Consider the following 26563-nt stretch of genomic DNA (forward strand, 5'->3'; position numbering starts at 1 on the left):
CCGAGCACCCCCGCACAGGACATATCCTGGCCGTATGCCGAGCCTCGCCAAGTACCTCTCCGACGTGCCGGACATGGATGAGAAGACCTCCGAATGGCTGCAGCTCCTGGTGGGGGACTGGGCCCTGCTGTCGGACCTGCTGCGGGCGGACCTCGTGCTGTGGGTCCGCATCCCCGCCGGCGCGCTCGCGGTCGCGCACTGCCGGCCGTCGACCGGCGCCACCGTCTACTACGAGGATCCCGTGGGGATCGAGGCGGACCCCGAGGAGAAGCCTCTGGTGCGCGCGGTCCTCGACGGCGAGGAGCCGTACTTCGAGCCCGCCGTGGTGATGAGGGAGGGCCAGGAGGCGCTGCGCCAGCTCGCCCCCGTCCGCCATGAGGGACAGACCATCGGCGTGCTCACGATCGAGGCCCCTGTGCCCGCCGGCGAGCCCAGCCGCAACGAGACCCGCCAGCACGAGCTGGGCGAGCGCCTGCTGCGCATGATGGGGGAGGGCGCCTACCCGATCGCCGGCGCTCCGATCCCCCCGCGCCGCGGGGCGCCGCGCGTGGGCGACGGCATCGTCGAGCTCGACGCGCAGGGGGTGATGATCTGGGGGTCGCCGAACGCGCTGTCGGCCTTCCACCGCTTCGGCGTCGCCGGCGACATGACCGGCAGCACGCTCGCCGAGCTCACCACGGAGCTGCTGCAGACGCGCGCCCCCGTCGACGAGTCCCTGCCGCTCGTGCTCATGGGGCGCGCGGCCTGGCGCTCGGACATGCAGGCCCGCGGCGGGACCCTCTCGCTGCGAGCGATCCCGCTGACCGCCGGCGGCAAGCGCGACGGCGCGATCATCCTGGTGCGCGACGTCAGCGAGCTGCGCCGCCGCGAGCGCGAGCTCATCACCAAGGAGGCGACCATCCGGGAGGTGCACCACCGGGTGAAGAACAACCTCCAGACCGTGGCGGCGCTGCTGCGCCTGCAGTCGCGGCGGATGAAGAGCGACGAGGCCCGCGACGCGCTCGCCGAGGCGCAGCGCCGGGTCGCCACCATCGCGCTGGTCCACGAGTCGATGCTGCAGGGCAGCGAGGAGGCCGTCTTCTTCGACGAGGTCATCGAGCGCTGCCTGCGCCTCGCCGTCGACGCCGCGAGCGCGACCGTGCACCGCGAGGGGGCCGACGTCACGGACCCGCACCAGGTCGAGGTCCGCACCCAGCGCGTCGGCAAGGTCGGCTCCGTGCGGCCCGAGGAGGCCACCCCGCTCGCGCTCGTGGTCACCGAGCTCGCGACCAACGCCGTGGAGCACGGGCTCTCGGAGACCGGCGGCACGCTCACCATCCGCGCCGAGCGCACCGGCAGCCACCTGGTGATCCACATCGAGGACGACGGCGCGGGCATGAAGTCCGCCCAGCCCACCGGGCTCGGCACGAACATCGCCCAGACCCTCGTGCAGGGGGAGCTCGGCGGGACGCTGGACTGGGAGAACCGCCCCGAGGGCGGCACCCGGGCGACGATCGACGTCTACCTCGACCCCGTCAGCGTGGACGCCGCGAACGCCTGAGGCGGCGTCCGTCGGCGGCCCTCCTGCCCGCCGCTCTCCGCGCGACCCCCTGGCACGCGACGACGGGCGACCCCCGGAGGGATCGCCCGTCGTGGAAGCTGCGGTGGCCGGGTCAGCCGGCGCGGCGAGCGCGCGCGTTGCGGCGCTTGAGGGATCGGCGCTCGTCCTCGGAGAGGCCTCCCCACACGCCCGAGTCCTGGCCGGACTCGAGGGCGAACTTCAGGCAGGAGGTCATCACGTCGCAGCGCTGGCACACCGCCTTGGCCTCCTGGATCTGGGTGATCGCGGGACCCGTGTTCCCGATCGGGAAGAACAGCTCGGGGTCCTGGGTCAGGCATTCCGCGCGGTGGCGCCAATCCATCTGCTACTCACTTTCCGGTCACCCCGCAGCGGCTCGGGAGCCACGGCGCGGCTGGTGGTCGCCTTCGGCAAGGCGATACGGATCTACGGGCGGACCGATGCCGAGGCGGCCGATCCTGGGTTCCCTCCATTGTCGGAGGCCTCGCGGTGGGGGACAAGAGCGCACGGGCACGACCTGGGTGGCACTTCCCACAGCGCCGTGAGCGCCCGAGGACTGCTACGGGACGCTCCCGCTGCGGAGCGCGTCGATAGAGTGCAGCACATGGCTTCCTCCGGATCTCCGTCCCCCTCGCCCCGCGGGGGCGCTCCGCGCCCCGCCACGACGGAGGACCGACCCGGCGCGCGGCGCCTGGGAACCGTGCTGCTGGGCGCCGAGGCGCTCTGCCTGCTCCTCCTCGGCGGCTTCATGATCACACGGGTCGGCTCGCAGGACGTCGGCGCCTCCCTCGCGATCGGCCTGGCCGTGTTCATCCTGCTGTTCGCGATCGCGGTCGGCCTCGCCGCGCTCTCCCTCTCGCGCCGCGGCCGCTTCGGGCTCGGCTTCGGGGTCACCTGGCAGCTGTTCCAGGCGCTCGTCGCCGCGAGCATGCTGCGCGCCGCCATCGTGGTCGTGGGCGGGATCGGCATGCTGCTGGCCATCGCGACCTTCGTGGTGCTGCTGGCCCTCGTGCGCGCGACCCCGCTGCCCTTCGACGACGAGGAGGCGAAGGGCCGACGCGGCCCCCGCGGCTGACGCCGCGAGGGCCGGAGGTCACCGGGGCGCTCCCGACTACTCGTCGGCCGAGGCGAGAGCCTGCGCGGGAGCCGTGCGCGCCGCACGACGGCCCGGCAGCACCGAGGCCAGCAGGCCCGCCGCGAGCGCGAGCCCGAGGACCAGTGCGATCTGCCCCCACGGGATCGTGACCTGGAGCGGGAACTGCCCGCCCAGGATCGTCGCGATCCCGAGGACCCCGTAGACCGAGCCGAGCACGATCCCGACCGCCGCTCCCACGAGGGCCAGCAGCAGGCCCTCCCAGGCGAGCATCGCGCGCATCTGGCCCCGCGTCGTGCCCAGGGCTCGCAGGAGCGCGTTCTCCCCGGTCCGCTCGATCACCCCGAGGCTCAGCGTGTTGGCGACGCCGACGAGGGCGACGAGCACGGCGACCGCGAGCAGCGCGAGGGTGATGCCCAGCAGCACCGTGAGGATCTGCCCGTACATCTCGCGCTCGACGCCGGCGGCGTCGACCTGGGCGTCCGGGGCGCCGTGCTCGGCGAGGACGTCCTGGACGCCGGAGACGATGCCCATGGCGTCCTGGCCCTCGCGCGCCGCGGAGCCCTTCTCGGCGAACGCGACGAACAGGGCGGGCTGCGCGTCCTTCCCGACGAGCGCCGTGAGGGTGCTCGGGGAGACGATCGACATCTGCAGGTTGGAGTCCACCTTCACGCGCAGCTCGTGCGAGGCGCCGTCGGCCCCGTCGATCTGGAGCACCTGGCCGTCGTGGACTCCGAAGGTCTCCGCGCGCTCCTCGCCCAGCACCACGGTGCCGTCCTCGAGGGAGTCGGCGAGATCGGGCCGGTGGGAGTCCTCGCGGATCTGCGCGGGCGTCGCCGCGTACAGGGTCATCGGCTCGTCGGCCCCGACCTCCACGTCCCCGTGCTCGGTCTCGGAGGCGTGGGCCACGCCGGGCACCTCCGACACCGCGCTGAGGGCGTCGTCGGGGAGCTTCTCGGCGGTGACGACGGAGTCGATGGGCTTGCGGCTGTCGAGCTCCGTGGTGAGCGTGGACTCGGTGGTGCGCGCGCCGACGGCCATCATCGTCATCAGCGTGGTGCCGATGAGCAGAGCCGCGACCGTCGCCGCACTGCGCCGCGGGTTGCGCGAGGTGTTCGCGCCCGCGATCCGCGCCGGCAGTCCGCCGATCCTCGCGACGAGCGCGCCCACGAAGCGGGTGAGCGGGCGCGTGAGCACCACGAGGCCCACGAGCAGTCCGGCGAAGCTCACGACCCCGCCGAGGAGCCCGATCGCGACGCCGAGGCCCACGCTGCCCGTGAAGGACACCGCGACAGCCCCGACCAGTGCCAGCAGCCCCAGGGCGACCGCCGTGAGGCTCAGGATGCCGCGCGCCCCGAGACGCCGGTCCAGGGCCGGGGGAGCGGGGCGCAGCGCCTGCAGCGGTGCGACGCGCACGGCGGCCCGCACCGGGCCGAACCCCGCGAGGACCGTGAGGGCGACACCGATGACGACGGGCACGAGCAGGGACAGCGGCGTGACCGGGACGACGAGCAGGCCGTCGAGCAGTCCGACCCCGGCGGCGGCCGCCAGCAGCGCCTGGGCGAGCAGGTGAGCGCCGAGAGTGCCGATCACCGCGCCCAGGAGCCCCACCAGGACGCTCTCGCGCAGCACCGTGCGGGCCACCTGACGGCGGGTCGCGCCGAGGGTGCGCAGGAGCGCGAGGGCGCGGGTGCGCTGGGCGAGGGTCACGGCGAAGGTGTTCGCCACCACGACCGCGCTCGTGACCAGGGCGATCACGACGAACACGACGAACACCATCGCGAGGGCGCCGAATCCCTGCATGACCTGGGAGACGCCGTCGTCGATCGCCTGCTGGGCGGTGAGCGCGGTGAGGGAGTCCTCCTGCAGCGCGGAGACCACCTGATCGGGATCGGCGCCCGGCTCCAGCGCCGCGAGCCACGTGCTGGTCGCTCCCGGAGCGGCGAGCACGTCCCGGTTGTGGGAGTTCACGTGGACGACGGGGGTGCCGCCGAGCGCCGTGGCGGTGCCGCTCGCGCTGATGCCGGAGACGGTCAGCTCGAGGTCGCCCGGCTTGCCGTCCGTGCGCGCTTCCGCGGGGATCTCGACCTTCTGGCCGACGCCGACCCCGAGCTGCTCCGCGGCAGCCTGGTCGAGGACCACCTCGTGCGCGGAGCGCGCGTCGTGGCCGGAGGCCAGCTCGAGGGGCTCGACCTCGTGCGGGGGATCGCTCTGCTGCTGCAGGAAGGCCGTGCGGCCCGAGCCGGCGTCCAGCTGCGTGTACCCGTCGGACTGGGGCCAGACGGCGCGGGCGTGAGGGACGTCGGGAGCCGCGGGCGCGGACCCGGCGTCCTGGTCCTCGTCGCTGACGACCACGTCGGCCCCCGCATAGCGCTGCTCGACACCCGCGGAGAGGGACGTGGTCATGAGGTTCGCCGCGATGAGCATGATCGCGACGAAGCCGCTGGCGAGGCCCACGGTGATGAGCGCCGCGAGATGCCTGCGGGGCGGGGTGAGGCGGATGCGGCGGCTCATCGCAGCACCTCGTCGGCGCTGATGCGGCCGTCGGCCAGGGAGATGATGCGGTCGGCCCGCTCGGCGGCGTCGCGCTCGTGGGTGACCATGACGACGCTCTGCCCGAACTCGTCGACGCTCACGCGCAGGAAGTCCAGGACCTCCTCGGTGGTCGTCGAGTCGAGGTTGCCCGTGGGCTCGTCGGCGAAGACGACGGCGGGGGAGGTGACCAGCGCCCGCGCGATCGCCACGCGCTGGATCTGCCCGCCCGAGAGCTGCGAGGGCAGATGGTCCAGGCGGTCGCCGATGCCGAAGGCGCCGGTGATGGTGTCCAGCCAGGCGCGGTCCGCGCGGCGGCCGGCGAGGTCGAGCGGCAGCAGGATGTTCTGCTCCGCCGTGAGCATGGGCAGCAGGTTGAAGGACTGGAAGACGAAGCCGATGCGGTCGCGGCGCAGACGGGTCAGCGCGTCGTCGCCGAGGCCGGTGATCTCGGTGCCGTCGATCTCGATCGAGCCCGCGTCGACCGCGTCCAGACCGGCGAGCACGTGGAGGAGCGTCGACTTCCCCGAGCCCGAGGGGCCCATGATCGCGGTGAACCCTCCGCGGGCGATGTCCACGTCGACGCCGTCGAGCGCCCGCACGACGCTCTCGCCCCTCCCGTAGGACTTGCGCAGACCGCGCGCCCGCAGGACGGCGTCGGGCGTCGCCGGCTCGGGACCGGTCGCGGTCGTCGCGTGCGCGGCAGGGGAGGCAGGAGCGGTCGGGGCGTCGGCCGAGGAGGGGTCCGCCGCGGCGGCCCGGTGGTGAGGAGCGGGGGAGTGCATGGAGTTCCTCCGTGGGTCGGGGCGAGGGCGGTTCCCTCGCGACGGCGTCCCGGCTGCGGCGGGACATCACGATCCTCTCCGCGCTGCAGGGGGCGCGTCGTCAGCGCCCGGTCGCCCCTGCCCCGCGCGCCGCCCGACCCCGGTCGGGCAGGACCCTCCGCCCTGGGTATGACGCCGCTCCGGACAGGGTCAGGATCCGGGCGTGACCAGCCCGGACTCGAAGGCGATGATGACGGCCTGCACGCGGTCGCGGGCATGCAGCTTGGCGAGCACGCGGCCCACATGGGTCTTCACGGTGGCCTCGGCGACGAAGAGCTCCGCGCCGATCTCCTGGTTGGAGAAGCCGCGCGCCATCAGGGCGAGCACCTCCCGCTCGCGCTCGGTGAGGGCTTCGAGGACCGAGTCGTCGCGGTCCTCGGGCGGCGGGGTGCTCACCATCTGCGCCATCAGCCGGCGCGTGGCCGACGGAGCGATCACGGCGTCCCCGCGGTGCACGGTGCGGATCGCCGCGAGCAGCTCCTCGGGCTGGGCGTCCTTGAGCAGGAAGCCGCTCGCGCCCGCCCGGATCGCCGCCATCACGTAGTCGTCGATGTCGAAGGTCGTGAGCACCACGATCTTCGGCGCCCTGCCCTCCGGGGCCTCCTCGAGGATCTGCCGCGTGGCCTCGATGCCGTCGAGCCGGGGCATGCGCACGTCCATGAGCACGACGTCCACCCGATGCGAGCGCAGCTGCTCGACCGCCTCGGCGCCGTCGGCGCTCTGCAGGGCGACCTCGAGGTCGCCCTGGGAGTCGATGACCATCGCGAATCCGGCGCGAACGAGCGGCTGGTCGTCGACCAGGGCGATCCGCAGGGGGCGATCGGCCGACGGCTCGAAGGCCGGGTCCGGCGTCTGCTCGGGGGTGTGCTCCGGTGACATCATCGGGTCCTTCCGTTCAGGGGGATGCGCACGCTCACCCGGTACCCGCCCGCGGGCAGGGGACCGGTGTGCAGGGTGCCGCGGAACATGTTGACGCGCTCGCGCATGCCGGTGAGGCCGTGCCCGAGCCCGTCGGACTGGGGGTCCACGCCCTGCCCGTCGTCCTCGACGTCCAGGGAGAGCAGGGAGTCGTCGCGACGCAGGGACACGCGGGCGGAGGCACCGGGGCCGGCGTGCTTCATGACGTTGGTGAGGGCCTCCTGGACCACGCGGTACAGGGTGAGCCCCATCGGTCCGGGCAGGTCCGAGACCTCGCCCTCGTGCGCGAGCTCGACCGACAGGCCCGCCGCGCGCACCTGGTCCACGAGCTCGTCGAGCGAGGCGAGGCCGGGCTGGGGGCCGAGGTCCTGGGCGTCGTCGCTGCGGAGCACGCCCAGCAGGCTCCGCATGTCGGCCAGGGCGCGCCGCCCGGTGCTGCCGATCGTCTCGAGCACGTCGGTGGCCTTGCTGGGGTCCTGGGAGGCGACGAAGCGTCCGCCGTCGGCCTGGGCGATGATGACCGAGAGCGAATGGGCGACCACGTCGTGCATCTCGCGGGCGATGCGGGCGCGCTCGTCGGCCACGGCGAGGCGGGTGCGCTGCTCCCGCTCGCGAACGGCCTGCGCGGCGGCCTCGCGGGCCATGCGCAGCTGATCCACGCGCACCCTCTGGTAGCGGCCGGTCGCCCAGGTGGCGAGCACGAGCGCGCATCCGAACATGAACACGACGAAGCTCGCGATGATCTGCAGGTACCAGACCTCACCGTTCCCGAGCACGAACGCAAGCGCCACCGACTGCAGGAGTGCGCCGACGAAGCCGCCGATCAGGGCGAGCGTCGGCACCCGGCCGCGCCCGTGCACGGTCGCGCAGTACAGGGCGTAGAAGATCATCACGTCGCCCAGGACGAGCACCATCCCGAGCAGGAAGTGCACGATGGCGAGGAGTGCGATCGCGAGGGTCGCCCAGCCCGTGCGGGTGCGCAGGAACGCCCCGGCGACGAACATCGGGATCGACCAGATCAGCCAGCCGTCCACGGACATCGACGGCACCAGCGGCAGCGATCCCAGCACGAGCAGCAGGGCGATGCCGCCGAAGAGCACGCCGTCCACGATCTGGGGGTGCGTGGCGAGCCAGCGGAAGGGCGCGTCGAGCCGGGTCGGCGGCGGGTCCACCGGCTCGGGGGCGGTCCGGCCCTCGGGAGGCGGGGAGATGGTCATGGCCAGAGCCTAGGTTCCCGGGGCCGACGGGGCGTCCGCCCGCGGGCGGAAGCCCGCCGCAGCGGATCCGCCCGGGGGCGGAGCGGGGACGGGGTCAGCGGTCCGCGCCGTCGGCCGCATCGGAGGAGCCGGACGGTACCTCGTGGTCCTCGCCGCCGGCTCCCGCGGCGGTGGGGTCCTCGGCGTCGTCGGCGCTCTGCGCAGGGATCGATCCCGTGGGGTTCCGCGGGACGATGCGGGCGTTCTCACCGGTGTAGGAGTCCTGGTCGCGGTGGAGGTTCTGCAGGCGCAGGTCGCGGCCGGCGTCGACGACCTTCTCGTACTTCGCCTCCTTCTTCTCCGCGCCCTTCTCCCCGCGCATCGGCACCTCGAAGCCGTTCTCAGCTGGCAGGCCCGCCTGCAGCTCCTTCGCGCGCTCGTACTCGGCGTCGACCTCGGCGCCCAGGATGATCACGATGTTCATCACCCAGAGGGCGAACAGGATCGCCATCACGCCGCCGATCGCGCCGTAGCTCGAGTAGCTCGCGAAGGTGCTCATGTAGATCGAGAGGACCACCGCGGCCACCGCGATGCCGATGATCGCGAAGACGCCGCCGGGGGAGATCAGCCGGAAGGGCTTGGCGATGTTCGGGGCCGCCCAGTACAGCACCGAGACCAGCACGAACATGAGGACCACGATGACGGGCCACTTGAGCCATGCCCAGAGCGGCAGGAAGGAGGTCACGAGGAACTCGACGAAGCCGGTCATGTGCAGCGGCTCGGCGATCGGCCGCAGCAGGCTCTCGGCGATGGTGGCGTTGAGCATGAAGGAGATGCCGATGACCAGGAGGCCGATGACCAGGCCCGCGGTGACCGCGAGCATGCCGAGGTTGAAGCGCACGGGGTTGCGCCCCTCGGGGATCTCGTAGATCCGGTTGGCGACCCGGGAGAACGCCTTCACGTAGGCCGAGGCGGACCAGAGGGCGACGGCGATGCCGATGACCAGAGCGATGATGCCGCCGGAGGCCTTGCCCATGAGGCTCTGGAGCGTGGTGTTCACGAGCGTCTTGAGGGTGTCGGGGTCGCCGAGCTGCTGGCCGAGACCAGAGTTCATCACGGCGTCGGTGACGAGCTTGGCGATCTGATCCTTGATGCTCGAGAGCACGAGCGCGGCCAGAGAGAACACGGCGAGGAGCATCGGCGCGATCGAGAGCACCATGAAGTAGGTGAGCTTCGCGGCCTGGTCGGTGCCGCCGTCGCGCCCGAACTCGCTGAGGACGCGCTTGATCATGTACATGATCGCGGGGCGCTTGAGGCGCACCTTCTCGTCCTCGGCGGTGCCGCTGGGGTTCTCGGCCATCGTTGCCTCCGCGGGAATCAGGGGGAAGGGACGCGCCCATCGTGCCACGGGAAGCCGTCGCGACCGGCGCGAACACGGTGAGCGTGCGCCCGGCACGAAGAATGTGGGGCCTCTCTGGGGCTCGCGGAGCGGCGCACACCCCGCACATCGGCCCGGGCGTCATCGTCTTCCACCACGATCGCTGCCCCTGCGCGCCCCTGCCCGAAGTTGTCCACATCGGCGGGCCTGCAATTCCCAGACCCCGTACAGTATCCAGCGTTGAGAGGCGCATCACGGATCCGTGCCGCGCCCGAGGGGCACGCGCACACGGAGCAACGAAGGGGACCGGATGGAAGCGGCGGCCATCATCGAGGCCGAGGCCAGGGAGCTGATCAGGCGGCGGGGTCTCGACGCCCGCGCCGATCAGCTCGAACCCCTCATCCGTGAGGTCGTCACCGACTACGACCAGCGCTCGGCTGGAGGCGCCGTCCCCGTCGTCCGCGATGCGGAGACCGTGGTCGCGGAGGTCGCCGCGAGGATCGGCGGCTTCGGCCCGCTCCAGGAGTTCCTCGACGATCCCGAGGTCGAGGAGATCTGGGTGAACTCACCCAGCGAGATCTTCTGCGCCCGCTCCGGGCGCAGCGAGCTGACGCCCGTGGTCCTCACCGACGACGAGGTCCGCGGAATCGTCGAGCGCATGCTCGTGAGCTCCGGTCGGCGCCTGGACCTCAGCTCGCCGTTCGTGGACGCCCTCATGCCCGACGGCAGCCGACTGCACGTGCTCATCCCTCCGATCTCCCGCAAGCACTGGTCGGTGAACATCCGCAAGTTCGTCGCCCGCGCGCACGACATGCGCGACCTGGTGGCGCTCGGCTCCCTCACCCCGCAGGCCGCCGACTTCCTCGACGGCGCCGTCGCCGCCGGGCTCAACGTGATCGTTTCGGGGGCGACCGGGGCCGGGAAGACGACGATGCTCAACTGCCTGGCCGCCGCGATAGGTCCCCGCGAGCGCGTGGTCACCATCGAGGAGGTGTTCGAGCTCGACCTGCGCCTGCGGGACGTCGTCGGCATGCAAACCCGACAGCCGAACCTCGAGGGCACCGGAGAGGTCACGCTGCGTCGCCTGGTGAAGGAGGCGCTGCGCATGCGACCCAGCCGCATCGTCGTCGGGGAGGTCCGCGAGGCGGAGAGCCTCGACATGCTCATCGCGCTCAACAGCGGACTGCCAGGGCTCGCGAGCATCCACGCGAACTCCGCGCGCGACGCCGTCACCAAGCTGTGCACGCTGCCGCTGCTCGCCGGGGAGAACGTCTCCAGCCGCTTCGTCGTGCCCACCGTCGCCAGCTGCATCGACCTCGTCGTCCACCTCGACATCCTGCCCGGAGGCCAGCGCCAGGTGCGCGAGATCGCCGCCCTGCCCGGTCGCACGGAGGAGGGTGTCGTCGAGATCGCCGACATCTTCCACCGCAGCGGCGACGGCCGGCTCGAGCGGGGCGAGGGGTACCCGCCGCACGCCGAGCGCTTCGAGCGCGCGGGCCTGGACCTCGGCCGCCTGCTCGGGACGAAGGAGCGCGCATGATCGACGGCGCGTTCATCGGCCTCGTCGCGGGCATCGGGCTGCTGCTCGTATGGCTCGGCTTCTGGGAGTCCCCCGTGCGCGAGACCCGACACGGACCGGTCTCGCGATGGCTGGACCGGGTGCGCGACGACCTCATCGCCGTCGGGCTCGGCTCCGTGCCCGCGGGCGCCGTCCCCGTCATGTGCCTGGGCCTTGGCCTCGCCGTCATGATCCTCGTCTGGTCGATCTCCGGTGCGACGGTCCCGGCCGCCGCGATCGGCGCCGTGGTCAGCGTGCTCCCGCCGATCCTGCTGCGAGCCCTCGCGCGCCGCCGTCGCACCCAGCTGCGCGAGCTCTGGCCCGAGGTCGTGGACCACATGAACTCCGCCATCCGCGCCGGCATGTCGCTTCCGGAGGCACTTGCCCAGGTGGGGCGGCGAGGGCCGGAGGAGCTGCGCCCTCCCTTCGAGGAGTTCGGCCGGGACTACCAGGTCAGCGGCGACTTCGCGAGCAGCCTCGATCGACTCAAGGACCGCCTCGCGGACCCCGTCGCCGATCGCATCGTCGAGGCCCTGCGCGTCACCCGTGACGTGGGCGGCACCGACCTCGGCGTGCTGCTGCGCACCCTCTCCGCCTTCCTGCGGGAGGACGCCCGCACCCGCGCCGAGCTCGAGGCCCGCCAGTCCTGGACCGTCAACGCGTCCCGGCTCGCGCTGGCCGCCCCCTGGATCGTGCTCGCGCTCATGTCCACCCGCCCCCAGGCCGCGCAGGCCTACGACTCGACGGCAGGTCTCGTCGTGATCGTCTCCGCCGGCGTCGTGTCCGTGATCGCCTACCGCGTCATGCTGCTCATCGCACGCCTCCCGCAGGACGAGCGGGTGCTTCGATGAGCGGGGCGGCGCCCGTGCTGATCGGGGCGGGGATCGGGCTGGTCGCGGGTATCGGGCTTGCCCTCGTGGCGGTGGGCAATCCGTGGCTGCGCCGACGCGACCTCGCCGCTCGCGTCGATCCCTATCTGCGTCGAGACCGCGGCAGCGCGCTGCTCGAGCACGGGGCCTCGGCCTCCGGCGCCCGCACCTTCGTGCGCACCCTCCTCGGCCCCGTCGCGCAGCGCATGCTGGGCCTGCTCGAACGGCTCACGGGCGGATCCGAGCAGCTCGAGAAGAGGCTGCGCATGGCCGGCCGCACGAGCGGCATCGAGGCGTTCCGCGTCGAACAGGTGCTGTGGGGCATCGCCGGGCTCGTGATCGGCCTGGTGCTCGCCTTCCTCGCCGTCGGCGCACGCGGCGCGAGCCCGCTGCTGGGGCTGCTCATCGTCCTGCTCGGGGGCGTGATCGGAATCGTCGGCCGCGACCACCTCCTCCAGCGCACCGTCGCCCGTCGCGCCGCCCGCTTGGCCCGCGAGTTCCCGACGGTCGCGGACCTGCTCGCGCTCGCCGTCGCCGCCGGGGAGAGTCCCGTCGCGGCGATGGAGAGGGTGGCGCGCTCCAGTCGGGGTGCCCTGCCCGAGGAGTTCGGGCGCACAGTGGCGGAGATCCGGGCCGGCTCGAGCGTCTCGCATGCCCTCGTCCAGCTCGGCAACCGCACACCCCTCGAGGCGCTCGCGCGCTTCGGGGAGGGCGTCTCGATCGCGATCGAGCGCGGCACTCCGCTCGCAGAGGTGCTGCGGGCGCAGGCGCAGGACGCCCGGGAGGCCTCCAAGCGCGACCTCATGGAGCTGGCCGGCCGCCGCGAGATCCTGATGATGGTCCCCGTGGTGTTCTTCGTGCTGCCGCTGGTGATCGTCTTCGCCATCTTCCCCGGGCTCGCCGTCCTGGACATCGCCCTGTGAGCGCCCATGGCCAGCATCCGATCCTCCCCGTCCCTCCTCCCCATCCCTGACCCCATGCGCCGCGCCACCGCGGCAGAAGGAGAACACCATGACGATCCACCGACTGACGATGCACCGCACGCCCCCCGCATCCCTGCGCGTCGGGCCTCGCCACCGGCGCCCGACGCCCGCGGGCTCCCGGGCCTCCCTGGCGGACGAGCGCGGGGACGTGCCCGGCTGGGTGATGATCACCCTGATGACGGCGGCGATCGTCGTCGCTCTGTGGGCCGTGGCGTCCGATCAGATCGTGCAGATCTTCAACAACGCCATGGAGCCCTTCCTGAACCGGAAGCTCTGAGCACTCGCGCCGGTGCGCTGCGCCGTCGCCTGCGCGATGACGAAGGGTCCGCCGTCGTCGAGTTCCCACTCGTCGCCGTGCTGATCATCGTGATCGCGCTGACGATCATCCAGTGCGCGCTGGTGGTGCACACCCGCAACACGCTGACCGATGCCGCCGTGCAGGCGGCTCACACCGCCTCGCTCGAGGGCAACTCGACCGAGGACGGCGAGGTGCGCGGCGCGCAGCTCGTCCACGACCGCTTCGGCGAGGACTACGAGGTCGACGTCCAGGCAGACGAGGACGGCGACGGCGTGATCCGCGTCCGCGTCAGCGCCTCGTTCCCGCTCGTCGGGCTGCTCGGCCCCGCCGGCACGATGCACGTGGACGGCCATGCGATCGACGAGGACACCTGGTGAGCGGGCACGGCAGGGATCGCCGTGCCCGGCCCCGGGAACGATCGGACCTCCGCCTGCCGCAGGGGCTGCGCGCGCTGCGCTCACGGCTGGGCCGCGAGGACGGCAACGCGCTCGTCGAGTTCGTCGCGCTCTCGGTGATCCTGCTGATCCCCTCCCTTTACCTCGTGCTCTCGCTGGGATCGGTGCAGGGCGCCGTGTTCGCCGCCGATGTGATCGCGCGCGACGCCGCCCGGATCCACGCCACCGAGCCGGATGCGTCACGCGCCGAGGAGCGCACCGAGGCCATGGTGAGGATGACCCTCGAGGACCATGGGCTGACCTCGCAGGACGCCGTCACCATCCACTGCTCGAAGCATCCGTGCTCCGCGGCCGGCAGCGAGGTCACCGCGGAGGTGACGATCGGCGTGCCCATCCCCGGCCTCGGACCGATGCTCGGAGCGGACGGCCCCGTGCACGTCGGCGCCGAGCACGTCGTCGAGGCCGACCAGTTCCGGGCGCCGGGAGAACGCGCCGGGAAGGATGGAGAGGGCGAGGTCCCTGCTGCCGACGACGCTCCGAAGGCCTCGCGACCCGGAGACCAGGAGCGAGGTGACGGCTCATGAGCGTGCGACGGAGACAGGTCGGCTCCGCGAGCACGGGGCCCCTCTCGCGACTGCGCACCGCACTCGGCCGGGACACGGGCACGATGACCGTGCTGACCACCGGTGTGCTCGTCGTGATCCTCATGGTGATCGGCGTGGGCACGGCCATCACGGGCGTGCAGCTGGAGAGGAATCGCCTGCAGAACGCGGCCGACGGCGCGGCCCTCGCCGCCTCGCAGGCCTATGGCGAGGACTCCGTCTACGAGGAGGGGCCCACCTCCCTGCAGGGGTCCGACGTGCGCCGCGAAGCCGAGGAGTACCTCGAGTCCTACCCGCCGGGATCGACCCGCACCCGCGACATCCACGTCGAGGATGCCCGGGTCCTCGAGGACGGCAGCGTCGAGGTGCGCCTCGGGGCCGTCACGGATCCTCCGCTGATCGGCTGGATCACGCGCACGGGGGTCATCACCATCCCGCTGGACGTGAGCGGGAGCGCCCGGTCCGACTGAACGCACGAGCGCACGGGCATCCACCCGAGCGCACCACCACGGCGGATCCCGCGCCGCCGGTCACAAGGAGTCAGAACGCATGCCGACCGTCCTCATCGCCCCCGACAAGTTCAAGGGCTCCCTGAGCGCCGCCGACGTCGCAGGGGCGCTCGCCCGCGGCATCGCCGCGACCAGCCCCGATGCGCACACCGAGCTGCTCCCGATCGCCGACGGAGGCGACGGCACCGTCGAGGCCGCGCTCGCCGCCGGCTTCACCGCGCACGAGGCCCGGATCACCGGGCCGACGGGCGAGCCGATCTCCGCGCGCTGGGCCCAGAACGGCACCGACGCGGTCCTCGAGCTCGCCGAGACCTCCGGCCTGCGCCGCCTGCCCTGCGACGCGGCCGGCCGCACGCTCCTCGACCATGCCCGCGCGAGCACCCGCGGATTGGGCGAGCTGATCCTCGCGGCCCGCGACGCCGGCGCCGCTCACCTGGTCATCGGCCTCGGCGGCAGCGCGAGCACCGATGGCGGCGCAGGTCTCCTCGCAGCGCTCGGCGCCCGGCTCCTCGACGGCGACGGCGCCCCGATCCCCGACGGCCATGACGGACTCGCGGCCGTCGCTAGCGCGGATCTCGGCCCGGCCCTCGCCGCCCTCGAGGGCGTGCACCTCGAGGCGGCGTGCGACGTGACCAACCCCCTGCTCGGACCCGACGGCGCCGCCGAGGTCTTCGGACCGCAGAAGGGACTCGCCGACGCCGACATCCGGGCGGCCGACGAGGTCCTCGGCCGCTGGGCCGACGCCGTCGAGCGGACGAGCGCGGACCCGTCGGCCATGTCGCCCCTACGCGGGCGCCCCGGTGCGGGCGCCGCCGGCGGCACCGGGTTCGCGCTCTACGCGCTCGGCGCGGACTTCGTCTCGGGAGCCGACGCGGTCCTCGACCTACTCGGCTTCGACGCAGCCCTCGCGCGCGCCGACGTCGTCATCACGGGGGAGGGGCGGCTCGACCGCCAGACCCTCTCGGGCAAGGGCCCCGCCGAGGTCGCGCGCCGCGCGGCGGACGCGGGTGCCCGGGTGATCGCCGTCGCGGGCTCCCTCGAGCTCGCGCCGGAGGAGCTCGAGGGAGCCGGCATCGACCTCGCCCTGGACCTCCTCTCTCGTGCTCGCGACGTCGAGGACGCGATGGACCGCACCGCGCAGCTGCTGCAGGACGTCGGCCGGGAGATCGGCGCAGAGATCAGCGTGCGATGACGCACCCGATCCCGCGCCCCGCCCGGCGTGCAGGCGCTCTCCCGTAGACTCGCCTCTCGTGGCGACCATCGACTTCACCGAAGAGATCCAGCACCTGCGCACGACCCTGGGGTCGATCGAGAAGGTGACGGATCTCGATGCCCTCAAGGCGAAGATCGCCGATCTCGAGCAGCAGGCGTCGGCTCCCGACCTCTGGGACGACGTCGAGAACGCGCAGAAGGTCTCCGCGGCCCTCTCGCACGCGCAGAGCGAGCTGCGCCGCATCGACGACCTCTCCTCCCGCATCGACGACCTCGAGGTCATGGTCGAGCTCGCCGCGGAGGAGGACGACGCCGAGACCGCCGACGAGGCGGAGAAGGAGCTGACCTCGATCCGCCGCACCCTCGACGAGCTCGAGGTGCGCACCCTGCTCTCCGGCGAGTACGACGAGCGCAACGCCGTGGTCACGATCCGCGCGGGCGCCGGCGGCGTCGACGCCGCGGACTTCGCCGAGATGCTCCTGCGCATGTACCTGCGCTGGGCCGAGCGCCACGGCTACCCGACCAAGGTCATGGACACCTCCTACGCCGAGGAGGCCGGGCTGAAGTCGGTGACCTTCGAGGTCTCCGCCCCCTACGCCTACGGCAACCTCTCGGTCGAGGGCGGCACGCACCGGCTCGTGCGCATCAGCCCCTTCGACAACCAGGGTCGGCGCCAGACCTCCTTCGCCGCGGTCGAGGTGATCCCGCTGATCGAGTCGACAGACTCCATCGAGATCCCCGACAACGACCTCAAGGTCGACGTGTTCCGCTCCTCGGGACCCGGCGGGCAGAGCGTGAACACGACGGACTCCGCCGTGCGCATGACTCACCTGCCCACGGGCACCGTGGTCTCGATGCAGGACGAGAAGTCGCAGATCCAGAACCGCGCGGCCGCCCTGCGCGTCATGCAGTCCCGCCTGCTGCTGCTGAAGAAGGCCGAGGAGGCCGCCGAGCGCAAGGAGCTCGCGGGTGACGTCAAGGCCAGCTGGGGCGACCAGATGCGCTCCTACGTGCTGAACCCGTACCAGATGGTCAAGGACCTGCGCACCGAGCACCAGGAGGGGAACCCCTCCGCCGTGTTCGACGGCGAGATCGACGAGCTCATCGAGGCCGGCATCCGCTGGCGCGTCGGCCAGCAGAAGGCCGAGGCGGCGGAGGCCTGAGAGGCCGTCGGCCGCGACGGCCCGACGCCTTGACCAAGGTTTGACCCGGCGCCTGCGCGCGCCCGCGCGGCGTCGGCGCTGATCGACCCTAGCCTGGTCGGGTACGCACCCCCGAAACCCCCCAAGGCCGCCGTGATCCGCTTCGACGACGTCTCCAAGACGTACCTGCGAGGACAGTCGCCCGCGCTGCAGGACATCGACCTCGAGTTCGCGCGCGGCGAGTTCGCCTTCCTCGTCGGGGCCTCGGGCTCCGGCAAGTCCTCCCTCATGCGCCTCGTGCTCAAGGAGGCCACCCCCACGCGCGGCAGCGTGCACGTCGCGGGCAAGGACCTCGCCCGGATCCCGTCCTGGCGCGTCCCCGCGCTGCGCCGCGAGATCGGCATGGTCTTCCAGGACTTCCGCCTGCTGCCCTCCAAGAACGCCTACCAGAACATCGAGTTCGCGCTCGCGGTGATCGGCACGCCCCGCCGCGTGGTGCGCCGCCTGGTCCCCGAGATGCTGGAGATGGTGGGCCTCGAGGACAAGGGCCGCCGCATGCCCCACGAGCTCTCCGGCGGCGAGCAGCAGCGCGTGGCGATCGCCCGCGCCTACGTGAACCGCCCCTCGATCCTGCTGGCCGACGAGCCCACCGGCAACCTCGACCCGGCGACCGCCGAGGGGATCCTCGATCTCCTCGCGCAGATCAACGAGCGCGGGACCACCGTGCTCATGGCCACTCACGACCGCGCGGCCGTGGACCGCATGCGACGCCGGGTCGTCGAGCTCGTCGACGGGCGGATCGTCCGCGACGAGGCCGAGGGCACCTACGAGTCCCGCACCCCCGTGAGCGTCATCTCCGGGAACGTCGAGGACGGGGACGATGGCTCCGACGACGATGCCGAGGGCGCGAAGCCGGCCGGTGAGGGCTCGGTCGCCGCGGGCTCCGGCGCCGCGGACTCCGCCGCCGCAGCATCAGGCACCGCTGGATCCGACGTCGTCGAGGAGGAGCTCGTGCCCGACGCCCGTCCCCGCGACCTGCTGGACGAGGCCGAGGAGGCCTTCTCCGAGGAGGCGCTGGCCGAGGACCTCCCGCAGGCCTCCGACCGCGAGGAGGGCGCACGATGAGGGGCCGCTACATCGCCTCCGAGATCCTCAGCGGCCTGTGGCGGAACATCGCCATGGTGATCTCGGTCGTCATCGTCACCGCGGTCTCCCTGAGCTTCGTCGGCGCGGGACTGCTCATGCAGAAGCAGATCTTCGACATGAAGGCGACGCTCGTGCAGGAGTCGCAGGTCACGATCTTCATGTGCTCGCCGCACTCCACGGCGTCCACGTGCGCCGGGGGAGCGGCGACCGACGCGCAGATCCAGTCGGTGCGCGAGGCGCTGGACGGGGACGTGCTCGCCCCGTACATCGACTCCTACTCGGAGCGCGACCAGGACGAAGCCCTCAAGATCTACCAGCAGCAGTTCTCCGGGCAGGGGTTCGTCTCCGACTTCACCGCGAAGGACATGCCCGTCTCCTTCCACATCACGCTCGACGACTCCTCGAAGTCCGACGCGGTGGTGGAGTTCTTCCAGGGCCGCGATGGCGTCGACGAGGTCTCCGACCTGCTCAGCGCCTACGCCCCCTTCATCGACGTCCTGAACCAGACCACGGTGTTCGCCGTCGGCCTCGCGGTGCTCATGCTGGTCGCCGCAGTGCTGCTGGTCGCCACCACGATCCGGATGTCCATCGCGAACCGTCGGCGCGAGATCGCGATCATGCGCCTGGTGGGAGCCTCGAACGTCTTCATCCGCACGCCCTTCATGCTCGAGGGGGCGGTCGCAGGCATCCTCGGCGCGCTCATCGCCGGCGGGCTGCTGTGGACCGGCACCCACTTCCTGGTCGAGGGCTGGCTCGCGCCGACGCTCGGATCGGGGCTGATCACCGTGGGCAGCGCCGACCTGCTGTGGATGGCGCCGATCCTCGTGCTGATCGGGGCGATACTGGCGATCGGCTCCTCGATCGTCTCGCTCAACCGCTACCTGAAGGTGTGACCATGACGTCCCGCGCCCGGAACCTGCGGATCCTCACCCTGCTGGTGCTGGCACTCGCGCTCGTCGCGACCCAGATGATGCTCTCTCCGCTGGCCCCCGCCCGCGCCGACGGGGACCGCAAGCAGAAGGAGCAGGAGAAGGCGAGCGTCGACGACCAGCTCGAGGACCTGCGCATCGAGCTCAGCGACGTGAACTCGGACCTGGCCGACACCTACCTCGACCTCGCCGAGACCGAGCTGAAGATCCCCGACGCCCAGAAGGCACTCGAGAAGGCGAAGTCGGAGCTGTCCGACGCCGAGGACGAGGACGAGGAGATCGGGGACCGTCTCGCCGACGCGAAGGCCGAGGAGGCCGATCTCAGCGGCCAGGTCGACACCGGCAAGAAGGAGGTCGACGCCTCCGGCGAGCAGCTCGACGAGGTCTCGCTGTCCGCCTACAAGGGCGGTGGGCTGCCCGACCCCACCAGCGTCTACGTGGGCAACGCGAACCCTCAGGACGCCGTGGACCGCTCGATGAACTACAAGCTCACCCTGGAGGCGCAGGGCACCCGCTTCGACGACCTCCGCACCGACCAGTCGGTCACAGAGAACGCCGCCGACCGCCTGGACGCGGTCCGCGCCGAGATCGACGACCTCAAGAAGGAGTCCGAGGCCGCGGTCGCGCGCAAGGAGAAGGCGAAGACCACGGCGCAGGACGCCAAGGACACCCTCGACGACCTCTACGCGACCCAGAAGAAGCAGGCCGACGCGCTCGAGAAGAAGAAGGAGAAGTACAAGGACGACCAGTCCGACCTCGAGGACCGCAGCTCCGCGCTGGACTCCGAGATCTCCGACCTCATCAAGGAGGAGAAGGAGAAGGAGGCGGCCGCCCGACGCGCCGCCTCCGCGAAGAAGTCATCGGGCTCGAGCGGCTCCTCGGGCGCCCTGTCCACCCCGGTCTCGAAGTCCGGCTGGCTCGCCCCCTCGAACGCCCGGCGCTCCTCGCCCTTCGGATGGCGCGTGCACCCGATCTACCACACCCGCAAGCTGCACGCCGGCATGGACTTCGCCGCGGCCTGCGGATCCGCCGTGAAGGCCACCAAGGACGGCACCGTGCTCGCCACCACGTCCAACGCGAGCGCGGGCAACAAGCTGATCGTCGGCCACGGCACCTCCGGCGGGCACGTGATGACGAGCTCCTACCACCACCTGCAGCGCTTCGCCGTCTCCACCGGACAGCACGTGAAGCAGGGGCAGACGATCGCCTACGTCGGCACCACCGGCTCGTCGACGGGCTGCCATCTGCACTTCGAGATCCACGAGGACGGCACCGCCGTGAACCCCGTGAACTACATCGGCTGACCCGTCCCGCCCATGCTCTCTCCCCGCGCGGCCCGGGTCTGCGCCCCGAGCGAAAACACATGGCCCGCTCGCAGGCGGGGCCGATAGGCTGTCGTACCGGACAGGCGGGGCGCAGCCCCGGGAGCCGCGAGACGTGAGGAGGGGCGACATGGCCGCCACCAAGCCGGCGAAGAAGAAGCAGCAGCAGGCCGACGGTCCGAAGAAGGCCCTCATCGCGTCGAACAAGAAGGCCCGCCACGACTACCACATCGACGACACCCTCGAGGCGGGCATCGTGCTCACCGGCACCGAGGTGAAGTCGCTGCGGGATCGCGGCGCCTCCCTCGTGGACGGCTTCTGCTTCATCGAGGGCGGCCAGATGTGGATGGAGGGCGTGCACATCGCCCCCTACGTCAAGGGCACCTGGACGAACCACGCCGCCCGCCGCAAGCGCAAGCTCCTGCTCCACCGCGCCGAGATCGACAAGCTCGCCGGCAAGACCCGCGAGAAGGGCTTCACGCTCGTGCCGCTCGAGATGTACTTCCTGGGCTCGCACGCCAAGGTCGTCATCGCGCTGGCGCGCGGCAAGAAGGACTGGGACAAGCGCCAGACCCTGCGCGAGAAGCAGGACCTGCGCGAGGCCCAGCGCGCCATGCGCCGCCGCGAACTGGTCTGAGCCGCCTGGTCTGAGCCGCGCGCCCGCTCAGCCCTCGCCGTCGCGCTCCAGGCGCGCGACGGTCTCGCGGCTGCTGAGGATCCGGTCCTCGCTCGCCCGCAGGCCCTCGCGGATCGCGAGAGAGCGTCGTGCGTCCTCCAAGGCGGCGTCCATGAGGCGTGCCGACAGCCGCGGGCGCTCACCGGCCTCCGCGACCAGGGCGTGCTCGAAACGGTTCTTCGCACGGTGCTGGAGCACCGCGGCGAGCGCGAGGATCGAGCTCGGAGCGGTCGGATCGTCCGAGAGGCCCGTCTCCTCCGCGGCGCGCGAGAACTCCTCGTCGGCCGTCTCGAAGCGCCCCTGCCACTGGAGCACCTGGGCGAACCGGGTGCGCAGGGAGGCGCGCGCGACCGGATGCGCGGGGCTGTCCGCCAGCAGGACGCGGCCCAGGGCCTCGGCCTCCTCGAGCCGGCCGAGGATCCGCAGGTGGGCGACGGTGCGGGGGTCCCGCGGATTCGCCGCGCACCAGCGCGCGAGCGCGCCCGGGGCGTCGACGCTCTCGCGCAGCGTCATCGGGTCGATCGTGAAGGTCATCCCCTCGAACTCGAAGCTGCTCACCGCCTCACCGTACGACCGGGGGAGGGCGTCGCGGCGTTCGCCGTGGGCTGAGCGATATGCGCTGGCCACCTCGCGGACACCTGGCTACACTGGAGGGACAGCGCGGCACGCCGCGCCTGTGGATTGATACGTGAACAGCGGCAACAGTGCTCGGCGACCCAGGTCGCCGTCTTCACGCGACCCACACTCGGGGACGATCGGTTTCGACGGTAGTTGTCCAGTGAGGGGAAGCGGGCCGAGGATCCCAGGTCATCTCGTCAACGCTCCTGGGAAACCAATAAGTGCCGAACCCAAGCGCACTGACTTCGCTCTCGCTGCCTGATCAGCGTTAGCAGTCTGGAACCCCGGGGGTGCTCCTGACCCGGATCGTTCCATCATCAAAGGAGCCACTGCTTCCGGCCTTCGTCATCGAGGTCGGGTGAACACCTCAGAGTGACTGAGTCCGTCGACGACGTGTCCGTGGGATCGTCGGGACTGAGAAAACGCCAACACGGACTGCGCCCGGAGAAGCCCTCGCTCAGCACTATCGGACGCGGGTTCGATTCCCGCCGTCTCCACCCGCAGAAGGCCCCCTCACCTGCATCGATGTGCAGGAGAGGGGGCCTTCTTTTGCTTGCGCCGCGAGCCGTGGCGCGGGCCGTGTGTCGTGGGGTTGCCGTCAGGGACGGGCCGATGGTGATGAGCCGTGGCAATATCGCCACGGCTCCTCACCACCGGCCCGTGGACGACAGGGCCCCCTGGAATGCCCGCGGTCGGGCGTGGACACGGATGCGGGACCCGACCCGGCCTGGAAGCCGGTCCGGCAGACATCCCCGCAGCAGGCCCGCACGGCATCCCGCAAGGACGCCCGGTCACCGACTGCGGCGCCCCGCCGCTCAGGCGTACTCGAGGCCGAAGCCGCTCACCCAGCGTCCGCCCTCGGAGTCGACGTACACGTACGGGCGGCCGTCCATGTGCTGCTCCTTGGCGAAGCCGGGGACGTCGTTGGGGGAGGCGCAGATGCCGTTCTCATCGACCGCGATCGCCTCGTCGGAGATCGGGAAGGTCAGCGGCAGGCGCCCGGTGGGGGAGAACTCGCCCAGGATCGCGTCGACGAGCGTCCCGGGCCGGGTGTCGAAGCCGCACACGAACGCGTCGGCGAGGGTCTCGAGGGTCCCGGGCAGCCACGCCATCACCGCGTTCAGCCCCACCACCAGGGTGCCCACGCTCCCGCGGATCTCCCGGATCTTCGCGAGGTCCACTCCCGAGTGCTCGTCGATCGTGAGGTCCAGCAGTCCGGTCGAGCGGAAGTAGTCGCCCGTGAACGGGCGGGCCAGCACGATCGCGACGTCGGCCTCGTGGAAGTCGGTCGTGAAGGAGACCTCGGGGTGCTCGCTCGCGATGCCCGCGCGCAGGGCGTCCAGGCGCTTCACGGTGATGCCGTCCTCGAACATCTCCACGTACACCCGCCTGCCCGCGAGCGCATCGGGACGCAGGGGCAGGACGCGGCGCCCGTGCTCCGCCTCCGGCCCCGTCGCGTCCGTCCCCGTCGCGTCCGCCCCCGCCGCGTCCGGCTCGGAGGAGGCCCGCGCGGGGTTCTTCAGCAGCACGACCGAGCGCCGGTGCGCCTCGAGGGCCGCCTCCTGGGCCTGCGGGTTCGCGACGACCTCGTCGGCCCGCTCGGGGTCGACGTACGGGTTCTCGAACAGTCCCAGGGCGAACAGCTCCACGAGCAGCAGCCGGGCGGCCTCGTCGAGCCGCTCGGCCGGGAAGAGCCCCTTGACGAAGGCCTCGCGGATCGAGCGGACGTCGTTGGTGTCGGCGATCATGTCGGTTCCCGCCGAGATCGCGGCGCCCGCGCGCTCGGGCACGGACAGTTCCTGGACGCCCCAGGCCATCTTGTTCAGGATGCCGGAGTCGGAGTTGATGTAGCCCGTGTGGCCCATCGCGCGCAGCAGCGAGAGCACCTCGGTGTTGAAGGCGAAGCCGACCTGCTCGAACTCCGTGAGGCGGCCCTGCGGGGTCGCGGACTTCTCCTCGGAGGGGATCGCGTAGTAGGGCATGACGCTCGAGGTGCCGGCGTCGATCGCCGCCTGGAAGGGCGGCAGGTGATAGGCCTCGAGGGAGCCCGGGGTCGGGTACACGTTGAAGCGGCCCTCCGCGTAGTGCGGGTCGAAGCCGTTCTCGCGGGCGCCGCCGCCGGGGAAGTGCTTGGTTGTCAGGGCGACCCCGTCGGCCCCGAGCCCGTCCTCGCCCTGGAAGCCGCGCACCACCGCGTCGATCGCCGCGGCGTTGAACGCCGGGTCCTCGCCGAAGGTGCCGTAGGAGCGGAACCAGCGGGGGTCGGTGACGGTGTCGGCCATGTACATGTAGCCCTTGCGCAGGCCGCTCGCGGCCCACTCCTGCCGCGAGAGCTCCGCGAAGCGCCGCACGAGCTCCGGGTCGCGGGTCGCACCGAGGCCCAGCGTGCCGGGCCACTGGGTGAAGTCCTGGTCCTCGGGGGTGGCGCCCATCCGGAACCCGCCGGCCTCGTTCTTCGAGTTCGCGGCGACGATCACGGGGATGCCGAACCGGGTGGTCTCGGCGACCTCCTGCATGGCGTTGACCCAGGTCGCGATGCGCGAGCCGGTGGGGGTCTCGCGCATGATGAAGTGGCGCATGTGCATCTGCGTGATCTGCTCGGTGGTGCCCTCGTAGGGGTCCCCGGCCGAGTTGTGCGGATCCAGCTTGATCGGATGGTACTGCTCGTCGAGAGCGCCGTCGTGGCTGGTCAGCTCCGGGTCGTGCTGGGAGATTCCCATCGAGCGGGAGTTGATGACCATGAGGCCGATCTTCTCCTCGGGGCTCATCCGCGCCACCAGATCTGCCGCGCGCTCCGCGGCGGGCAGACGCCAGTCCTCGAAGGGCGCGAGCTCGCCGTCGCCGTCGAGATCGCGGAAGCGCAGACCGTCGACCTCGAGGATCGGCTTCACGCGGGAGGCGAGGGGGACCTGAGCAGCCTGCTGGCGGGGTGTGTCGGACACGTGCACTCCTTCGTGACGGCGGCGCCGGGACGTCGCGCGGGAACCTTGGACGCGACGCTACTCGCGGCCCGCAGCACCGACGCACGCCTTGCCATGCGTTGCTGCTCGCCCCTGCTCGCCCGGCTCGCCCGTCGGCCCGCCGCGGTGCGCGTCACCACGACGAGTGCTCTCGGCCTCGCCTGCGGGATACTCGAGCCCATGCCCACGACCCCTCAGGCGGACCACCGCGCCCCCTCCGTGCTGAGCGCCCTGCGCGATCCCCGTCTGCTCTCGGTCGAGGTGCTCGGCGGGCTGGTCACCGCGTTCGCGCTGATCCCCGAGTCGCTGAGCTTCGCCATCGTCGCCGGGCTCGACCCGCGGATGGGGCTGTACGCGGCGTTCACGATGGCCTGCGCGACCGCGGTGCTCGGCGGGAGGCCCGCCATGGTCTCCGGGGCCGCGGGCTCGATCGCACTGGTGATCTTCCCCGTGGCCCGCGACCACGGCGTGGACTTCCTCATCGCGACCGTGATCCTGGGCGGGATGCTGCAGATGCTGCTGGGCGGCCTCGGCGTGGCCAGGCTGATGCGGTTCATCCCGCGATCGGTGATGGTCGGATTCGTCGACGCCCTCGCGATCCTCATCTTCTCCGCCCAGCTCCCGCAGCTGATCGGCGTGCCCTGGCTGGTCTACCCGCTGGTCGCCGCCGGTGTCGCCGTCATCGCCCTCTTCCCGCGGCTGACCCGCCGCATCCCGGCCCCGCTCGTGACGATCCTGCTGATCACCCTCGCGGTGGTGAGCCTCGGGGCCGACGTCCCGACGGTCGGCGACCAGGGCGCACTACCCCACAGCCTGCCCGTGCCCGGCCTGCCGCACGTGCCGCTGACCCTGCACACCCTGGGGATCATCGCGCCCTACGGGGTCGCGATGGCGCTCGTCGGCCTCATGGAATCGCTGCTGACGGCGAACCTCGTGGACGACATCACCCGCACCCGCACCTCCCGCACGCGCGAGGCCCTCGGCCAGGGCGCGGCGAACGTGATCACCGGCGTGTTCGGCGGGATGGGCGGCTGCGCCATGATCGGCCAGACCATCGTCAACGTGAAGCAGGCGGGCGCCCGCACCCGACTCTCCTCGTTCCTCGCCGGCGCCTTCCTCATCACCCTGTCCGTGGCCCTCGGCGACACCGTCGGCCGCATCCCCATGGCCGCCCTGGTCGCGGTGATGCTCGTGGTCGCCGCCACCACCTTCGACTGGCACTCGCTGCGCACCCTGCCGCTCATGCCCCGCAGCGAGACCCTCGTGCTGCTGGTGACCGTGCTCGGCACCGTGCTGACGGACAACCTCGCCGTCGGCGTCATCCTCGGGGTGATCACGGCCGCCGTGGCCTTCGCGCGGCGCGTCGCCCACATGACCGAGGTGGTCCGCGATCCCGGCGACCCGGGGCGCTATCGCGTGCGCGGCCAGCTGTTCTTCGCCTCGAGCAATGATCTCGTCGAGCAGTTCGACTACGACTCGGGCCCCTCGCACGTGACGGTCGACCTGAGCGGGGCGACGGTGTGGGACGCCTCGAGCGTCGCGGCGCTCGACGGCGTGCGCGAGCAGTACCACCGCGCCGGACGCACCGTCGAGTTCAGCGGGCTCGACCGGATCTCCGACCACTACGTGCAGCGCCTCGGCGGGCGGCTCGGCTGAACGACCTCGGGACCGAAGGCCGACGCGCGACGGATCGGCGGACTCCCGCTGACCTCGTGGCCACGACAACGCGTGGCAACAGCGGTGCCTGACCAGGGATGTCGTTCCCCCTCGTCGGCAACATCGTGCAATCGGTCACGTCCGCATCGTCGGCCGGGGGACATTCAGCGCTCAGCACCGGCCCCGCAG

At 71.9% G+C, this 26563-nt stretch carries 24 protein-coding genes and 1 other RNA gene; 17 read left to right on the plus strand and 8 right to left on the minus strand.

Annotated elements, in window-relative coordinates; genetic code table 11:
- Window positions 1-34: 34 nt before the first annotated feature.
- The gene (locus M4486_RS01720; protein ID WP_249479263.1) at window positions 35-1540 is read left to right on the plus strand and encodes a sensor histidine kinase; all 1506 of its coding nucleotides are present in this window, start codon (window positions 35-37) and stop codon (window positions 1538-1540) included.
- Between the two features lie 112 nt (window positions 1541-1652).
- On the opposite strand, the gene M4486_RS01725 is transcribed toward M4486_RS01720, so the two are convergent.
- Window positions 1653-1901: a WhiB family transcriptional regulator gene (locus M4486_RS01725; RefSeq protein WP_152354364.1), complete on the minus strand. Its 249-nt coding sequence runs from the start codon at window positions 1899-1901 to the stop codon at window positions 1653-1655.
- A 261-nt stretch (window positions 1902-2162) separates the two neighbouring features.
- Between M4486_RS01725 and M4486_RS01730 the strand changes: the two genes are divergently transcribed.
- A complete protein-coding gene (locus M4486_RS01730; protein WP_249479264.1) occupies window positions 2163-2633 on the plus strand; it encodes a hypothetical protein in 471 nt (156 codons plus the stop codon).
- Window positions 2634-2669: 36 nt separating this feature from the next.
- Here the strand turns inward: M4486_RS01730 and M4486_RS01735 are convergent, their stop codons facing one another.
- The 5 genes from M4486_RS01735 to M4486_RS01755 form a co-directional block, all read right to left on the minus strand.
- Complete coding sequence (locus M4486_RS01735) at window positions 2670-5165, minus strand: FtsX-like permease family protein (RefSeq protein WP_249479265.1); 2496 nt, start codon at window positions 5163-5165, stop codon at window positions 2670-2672.
- The gene (locus tag M4486_RS01740; protein ID WP_249479266.1) at window positions 5162-5968 is read right to left on the minus strand and encodes an ABC transporter ATP-binding protein; all 807 of its coding nucleotides are present in this window, start codon (window positions 5966-5968) and stop codon (window positions 5162-5164) included. Before M4486_RS01740 ends, M4486_RS01735 begins: the two co-directional genes overlap by 4 nt.
- Window positions 5969-6157: 189 nt before the next feature.
- Window positions 6158-6889: a response regulator gene (locus M4486_RS01745; RefSeq protein WP_249479267.1), complete on the minus strand. Its 732-nt coding sequence runs from the start codon at window positions 6887-6889 to the stop codon at window positions 6158-6160.
- The gene (locus M4486_RS01750) at window positions 6886-8142 is read right to left on the minus strand and encodes a sensor histidine kinase (protein WP_249479268.1); all 1257 of its coding nucleotides are present in this window, start codon (window positions 8140-8142) and stop codon (window positions 6886-6888) included. Before M4486_RS01750 ends, M4486_RS01745 begins: the two co-directional genes overlap by 4 nt.
- 94 nt (window positions 8143-8236) lie before the next feature.
- Window positions 8237-9481, minus strand: a complete 1245-nt coding sequence (locus M4486_RS01755; protein ID WP_249479269.1) for a YihY/virulence factor BrkB family protein — start codon at window positions 9479-9481, stop codon at window positions 8237-8239.
- Between the two features lie 328 nt (window positions 9482-9809).
- Between M4486_RS01755 and M4486_RS01760 the strand changes: the two genes are divergently transcribed.
- The 13 genes from M4486_RS01760 (at window position 9810) to smpB (ending at window position 21101) form a co-directional block, all read left to right on the plus strand.
- Entirely contained in the window at window positions 9810-11039 is a 1230-nt protein-coding gene (locus tag M4486_RS01760; RefSeq protein ID WP_249479270.1) for a TadA family conjugal transfer-associated ATPase, read from the plus strand.
- Window positions 11036-11908 carry a type II secretion system F family protein gene (locus M4486_RS01765; RefSeq protein WP_249479271.1) on the plus strand — a complete coding sequence of 291 codons (873 nt, stop codon included), beginning with the start codon at window positions 11036-11038 and terminating at the stop codon, window positions 11906-11908. Before M4486_RS01760 ends, M4486_RS01765 begins: the two co-directional genes overlap by 4 nt.
- On the plus strand, window positions 11905-12849 hold the full coding sequence (locus M4486_RS01770) for a type II secretion system F family protein (RefSeq protein ID WP_249479272.1): 945 nt from the start codon (window positions 11905-11907) through the stop codon (window positions 12847-12849). The genes M4486_RS01765 and M4486_RS01770 overlap by 4 nt, the downstream gene beginning before the upstream one ends.
- A gap of 88 nt (window positions 12850-12937) precedes the next feature.
- Window positions 12938-13186: a hypothetical protein gene (locus M4486_RS01775; protein WP_249479273.1), complete on the plus strand. Its 249-nt coding sequence runs from the start codon at window positions 12938-12940 to the stop codon at window positions 13184-13186.
- A gap of 29 nt (window positions 13187-13215) precedes the next feature.
- On the plus strand, window positions 13216-13584 hold the full coding sequence (locus M4486_RS01780; protein ID WP_283257975.1) for a TadE/TadG family type IV pilus assembly protein: 369 nt from the start codon (window positions 13216-13218) through the stop codon (window positions 13582-13584).
- Window positions 13581-14186 (plus strand): acyl-CoA synthetase family protein, encoded by a 606-nt coding sequence (locus M4486_RS01785; protein WP_249479275.1) that lies wholly within the window; start codon window positions 13581-13583, stop codon window positions 14184-14186. The genes M4486_RS01780 and M4486_RS01785 overlap by 4 nt, the downstream gene beginning before the upstream one ends.
- Entirely contained in the window at window positions 14183-14674 is a 492-nt protein-coding gene (locus M4486_RS01790; RefSeq protein WP_249479276.1) for a pilus assembly protein TadG-related protein, read from the plus strand. The genes M4486_RS01785 and M4486_RS01790 overlap by 4 nt, the downstream gene beginning before the upstream one ends.
- A gap of 79 nt (window positions 14675-14753) precedes the next feature.
- Entirely contained in the window at window positions 14754-15905 is a 1152-nt protein-coding gene (locus M4486_RS01795; protein WP_249479277.1) for a glycerate kinase, read from the plus strand.
- Window positions 15906-15963: 58 nt separating this feature from the next.
- Window positions 15964-17088, plus strand: a complete 1125-nt coding sequence (gene prfB / locus M4486_RS01800; protein ID WP_152354351.1) for a peptide chain release factor 2 — start codon at window positions 15964-15966, stop codon at window positions 17086-17088.
- Window positions 17089-17220: 132 nt separating this feature from the next.
- On the plus strand, window positions 17221-18192 hold the full coding sequence (ftsE, locus tag M4486_RS01805) for a cell division ATP-binding protein FtsE (protein ID WP_249479278.1): 972 nt from the start codon (window positions 17221-17223) through the stop codon (window positions 18190-18192).
- Window positions 18189-19106 (plus strand): permease-like cell division protein FtsX, encoded by a 918-nt coding sequence (ftsX, locus tag M4486_RS01810; protein WP_249479279.1) that lies wholly within the window; start codon window positions 18189-18191, stop codon window positions 19104-19106. Before ftsE ends, ftsX begins: the two co-directional genes overlap by 4 nt.
- A gap of 2 nt (window positions 19107-19108) precedes the next feature.
- Window positions 19109-20446 (plus strand): M23 family metallopeptidase, encoded by a 1338-nt coding sequence (locus M4486_RS01815; protein WP_249479280.1) that lies wholly within the window; start codon window positions 19109-19111, stop codon window positions 20444-20446.
- 148 nt (window positions 20447-20594) lie between these two features.
- Window positions 20595-21101 (plus strand): SsrA-binding protein SmpB, encoded by a 507-nt coding sequence (smpB, locus tag M4486_RS01820; RefSeq protein WP_249479281.1) that lies wholly within the window; start codon window positions 20595-20597, stop codon window positions 21099-21101.
- Window positions 21102-21128: 27 nt separating this feature from the next.
- Here the strand turns inward: smpB and M4486_RS01825 are convergent, their stop codons facing one another.
- Window positions 21129-21698, minus strand: a complete 570-nt coding sequence (locus M4486_RS01825) for a hypothetical protein (RefSeq protein ID WP_249479282.1) — start codon at window positions 21696-21698, stop codon at window positions 21129-21131.
- A 189-nt stretch (window positions 21699-21887) separates the two neighbouring features.
- On the opposite strand from M4486_RS01825, the gene ssrA reads away from it, so the two are divergent.
- Window positions 21888-22258, plus strand: a transfer-messenger RNA (tmRNA) gene (ssrA, locus tag M4486_RS01830).
- A gap of 315 nt (window positions 22259-22573) precedes the next feature.
- Here the strand turns inward: ssrA and M4486_RS01835 are convergent.
- The gene (locus tag M4486_RS01835) at window positions 22574-24700 is read right to left on the minus strand and encodes a glycoside hydrolase family 3 protein (RefSeq protein WP_249479283.1); all 2127 of its coding nucleotides are present in this window, start codon (window positions 24698-24700) and stop codon (window positions 22574-22576) included.
- A gap of 198 nt (window positions 24701-24898) precedes the next feature.
- Between M4486_RS01835 and M4486_RS01840 the strand changes: the two genes are divergently transcribed.
- Window positions 24899-26374, plus strand: a complete 1476-nt coding sequence (locus tag M4486_RS01840) for a SulP family inorganic anion transporter (protein ID WP_249479284.1) — start codon at window positions 24899-24901, stop codon at window positions 26372-26374.
- Window positions 26375-26563 lie beyond the last annotated feature (189 nt).

The sequence above is a fragment of the Brachybacterium kimchii genome (assembly GCF_023373525.1).
GTDB classification, from domain to species: Bacteria; Actinomycetota; Actinomycetes; order Actinomycetales; family Dermabacteraceae; genus Brachybacterium; species Brachybacterium kimchii.